We start from the raw sequence: 3,770 nt of genomic DNA, 5'->3' as shown, positions 1-3,770 counted from the left end.
CCGCGACCGGCGGGCCCGCCGCAGTCGGGGCCGGAGTCGTCAGCGGGCCGCGGTCAGCGGGCGAGCAGACGCTTGACGCGTCGGTTGTCCGCCTTCGTCAACGGCACCACGCCATCCAGTCTGCGGGTGAGACGGCTGGTCTTGTGCTCCAGGTAGTGGCGGCGGTTGGCCCGCTGGCGCAGCACCTTGCCGGAGCCGGTGACCCGGAACCGCTTGCTCGCACCGCTGTGGGACTTCTGTTTGGGCATGTTGACATCCTGACGGGTTACGTGGGTAATCGAACAACCGGCGTGGCGAGATCCGGAACCGGTGGCGGCGCCACCGCGCGGACTGCCCGCCCTCGAGTCAGACGTGGCCGGCCGGTTCCGGCACCCGCTGCGGCTTCGAGCCCTTGTGCGGGGCCATGACCATGGTCATGTTCCGGCCGTCCTGCTTGGGCTGAGCCTCGACATAACCAAGGTCGGCCACGTCGGCGGACAGCCGTTGGAGCAGGCGGATGCCGAGCTCGGGCCGGGACTGCTCCCGACCGCGGAACATGATCGTAATCTTGACCTTGTCGCCGGCCCGCAGGAAACGCACGACGTGACCCTTCTTGGTCTCGTAGTCGTGCGGATCGATCTTCGGCCGCAGCTTCATTTCCTTGATGACGGTCTGGACCTGGTTCTTCCGAGCCTCCCGACGCTTCTGGTCGGACTCGTACTTGAACTTTCCGTAGTCCATCAGCTTGCAGACCGGGGGACGAGCGGTCGGCGCGACCTCGACGAGGTCGAGATCGACCTCCTGCGCCATACGCATGGCCTCACCGATCGAGACGATGCCGATCTGCTCACCCTCCGCGCCGACGAGGCGAACCTCGGGGACGCGGATCCGGTCGTTGATACGGGACTCTGTGCTGATGTGTTTCCTCCGTTGCTCGACGCGCGGGCATGACCTCACCGCAGCGGAGCACCGAGCCTGGTACACCAGGCTCCCGGCCGACGACCGCGGAAACGGCTCGGCCGACCGGCGACCCGGCCACCGCGGCCCCCAGCCGGAACTTCGGCCTGAGGACCTGCTGACGTCCCGGGGTGGCGACATCAGTGCTGGCATCGGGTGGAGGGCGAACCCCCGCTTGGTCCTGCCGATCAGGCTCCGCGCCGTGCCCTGGCTGCCTGGAAACGGCAACGCCAGCGGACGGAACAAAACCAGCCGGCAGGCGGTCTGCGGCCCAGCGTAGCACCAGACCAGGCGACACGACGATCACATCATCGTCCGGGCGCTCCGAAAGGGCCGGCTGCGCTCACCTCGCGAACCGCACCGGCCATCGGCGCGTCGGGCGCAGGCCCCGCCCCAGATGGCGGCGCACCGCCGCGGCCTCCCGCGCGCTCACGAGCAGCACGGCCGGGCCCGAGGCCCGCTCCTGCGCCTGTGCCTGTGCCTGTGCCGGGTCCGGATCGGCGGCGAGCAGCCGGGACAACCGCCGGGCAAGCAACTCCCCGGACCGCGCGTCCGCATCTCCGCCCTGACGTACCGCGACGGCGAGCACCGGGCGTGGGGCGCCGGCACCCGGGAGGAGCAGTTCCGCCGGCCACACCTCGACTCGCTCGGTCACGGTCCGCAACGCCTCCCGAACCCGCCGCCGGGATAACGGACCATCCGGATCGGACGGACGGCGCAGGGCGGTCACCCTCAGCTTGTCGAGGTCCGCGGCTTCGGTCACGCGCGGCGTGTCGAGGGTTCCGGACGGCGAGTCGGAGCCCGATCCGCCGGGCACCGGCGCGGGACCGCCTGGGCCGACGTCCAGACTGGCCGAGCGCGGACCGGCCACGTCGATCACCACCGCTCCGAGCCCCAGCCGGACCGCCTCCGTGCAGGCGTCCACCGCGGCGACCGGAACCGGCCGGGCCGAGGAACGCCAGGCGGTGAGCGCGCTGACGCTGGAGAAGATCGGTAGCGCGGTCGCGCCGGACGGGGTGCGCAGGGTCGTCAGCGCCATCTCGCTGGTCTTGTCCGCACCTGTGACGGCGTCGGCGTCGGTGAGCCGAGCCTCGACTCCGACGAAGACCCAGGCCTGGCGCAGCGCGGCGGTCAGAACGGCGGGGTCGACCGGGCTGGCGGCGAGCGCTCGGGTGAGCGACTCGTCGGCGCGGCCGTCATCGCCCTGACCAGACGGAGTCAGCAGATCGCGTGCCATTCTCGCCAGCCTAGGGCCCAGGCGGCGCGGCGGGCCGGTACCGGATCGGGTCCGTGGCGTTCACCATGGCCCGGACGGGCCCGGGCCCGAGTTGAGGGCCCCGACCGGGGGCGGCGATGGCGGGCCGGGCCAGCACGGTGGCCGGTTGCGACCCGGGAAGCGGGGCGGTGGCGACCGCCCCGGCGAGACGCTGGAAGGCAAACCTGGTCCGGCGACGCAGGCGGTACCAGCTGATCGGACGGCTGTCGGCGAGCGCCGCGTCGAACGGCACCGGCACCGTCATGTAGGCCCGGTCCTCGAGATGCTCGAGACGCAGCCGTGCCCCGCGGCTCAACCGGGAGGGATACGTCTCGACGACGGCCACGATGACGGCGGCAGCGAGATCTGGCCGACCGGCCGCGGTCAACGCGCTCAACGCGTCGTCCGCACCGGCGATCTCCGTCTCGCCGGCCCGGATCGTCAACACGACGAGGTCCGCCCGCGCCAGCAGGGTGGCCGGCACCGGCTGGCTCCACCCCGGTGGGGCGTCCGCGACGACGACCGGATACCAGTGTCCGAGCAGGTCGAGTGCCCACGCCAGCTCCTCGGGAAGCAGCCCCGGCCCGGTGAGATCACGCAGTCCGGCCAGCACCTCCAGGCCACCGGAGCCATCGGAGGCGACGAACCGGCGCACGTCCTCCAATGAGGACACCGGTGGCCGCGCCGTGGCCAGCTCCCGCAACCCCACACCCGGTGACATGAGGCCGACCCGGTGCGCAAGCAGCCCGGACTGGTCCGGGGATGCGTCCACGGCCATCACCCGATGACCGTGGTGCTCCGCGATCGCCAGTCCCAGACCCGCGGCGACCGTCGTCCGGCCGCCTCCGCCACCGAATCCCCCAACCAGTACCTGCCGCCCACCGGCCCGCGCCCGCGCGACCGACGAACCGCCCGTTCCCGCGACGGCCGGGACCACCGCCCGACCACGGGACGGCGTCACCGCGGCCACCGCCGCCCGGACGGGCAGGGAAGGGGCCGAGCCGGGCCGCCGCGCCGGCAGGTTCGCGGGGACCGGGATGGACCAGGCTGGCTCCAGACCAGGCGTTTCGACCGCCTGCCGGCCGACCGTGGGTCCGCCCAAGGGGTCGGCGTCGGGCCACGCCTCCGGCACCGGCCAACCCGGGTCAGCCGCCGCGGGCGGGGGAAGCCGCCCGGATACGGGCCCGGCACCGGGCGAGCCGTCGGGGGGCGGCGCGGTGGCGGCCCGGGAAACGGGGACGACCGGCGTTCCATCCGGGAGGTTCACCGGCTGCCCGGCCGCGGGGACCAGCACCGCGATGTTCTCCCAGGTCTCCCCGGGCGGCGGGACGGCCGGGAGCGGTGGGGAAACGGCCGGGGGCGGCGGCGCACCGGGCGGTGGATCCGGTGGCGTCGGGTACGGGTCCACCGGGTACGGATCCGGACCGGTTGGGTCCGGCGGCCCGGCAGCCGACGTCGCGGCGGCGAGGTCGGGCGTCCACCCCGCTCCGTCGGACACGGTGAGCGAGGCACCGGGCCAGGCGGAGCTCGGGCCGGGCGGCGCGGTCAATGGAAGGCCCACGGGGGGCGCACTCCGGCC

General features: G+C 73.5%; 4 protein-coding genes. All 4 read right to left on the bottom strand.

The genetic code is table 11. The features are described 5' to 3' along the window. Nucleotides 1-53 precede the first annotated feature (53 nt). Entirely contained in the window at nt 54-248 is a 195-nt protein-coding gene (gene rpmI, locus AC08ON_RS05690; RefSeq protein ID WP_011437566.1) for a 50S ribosomal protein L35, read from the bottom strand. 97 nt (nt 249-345) lie between these two features. Beyond that, nucleotides 346-936, bottom strand: a complete 591-nt coding sequence (gene infC / locus AC08ON_RS05685) for a translation initiation factor IF-3 (protein WP_070982428.1) — start codon at nt 934-936, stop codon at nt 346-348. A gap of 343 nt (nt 937-1,279) precedes the next feature. Then, nucleotides 1,280-2,173, bottom strand: a complete 894-nt coding sequence (locus tag AC08ON_RS05680) for an SseB family protein (protein WP_476607231.1) — start codon at nt 2,171-2,173, stop codon at nt 1,280-1,282. 10 nt (nt 2,174-2,183) lie between these two features. Next, nucleotides 2,184-3,770 (bottom strand): MinD/ParA family ATP-binding protein (locus AC08ON_RS05675; RefSeq protein WP_476616574.1); only part of this gene is annotated, 1,587 nt, incomplete at its 5' end.

It is taken from the genome of Frankia sp. CoWAU3 (assembly GCF_977971855.1).
The sequence above is the reverse complement of the archived record's forward strand: the minus strand, read 5'-3'. Positions and strand labels throughout refer to the sequence as shown.

Coding starts and splice junctions, on each gene's coding strand:
- AC08ON_RS05680 (WP_476607231.1), bottom strand. CDS start 2,173: ATGGCACGCGATCTGCTGACTCCGTCTGGTCAGGGCGATGACGGCCGC.
- rpmI (WP_011437566.1), bottom strand. CDS start 248: ATGCCCAAACAGAAGTCCCACAGCGGTGCGAGCAAGCGGTTCCGGGTC.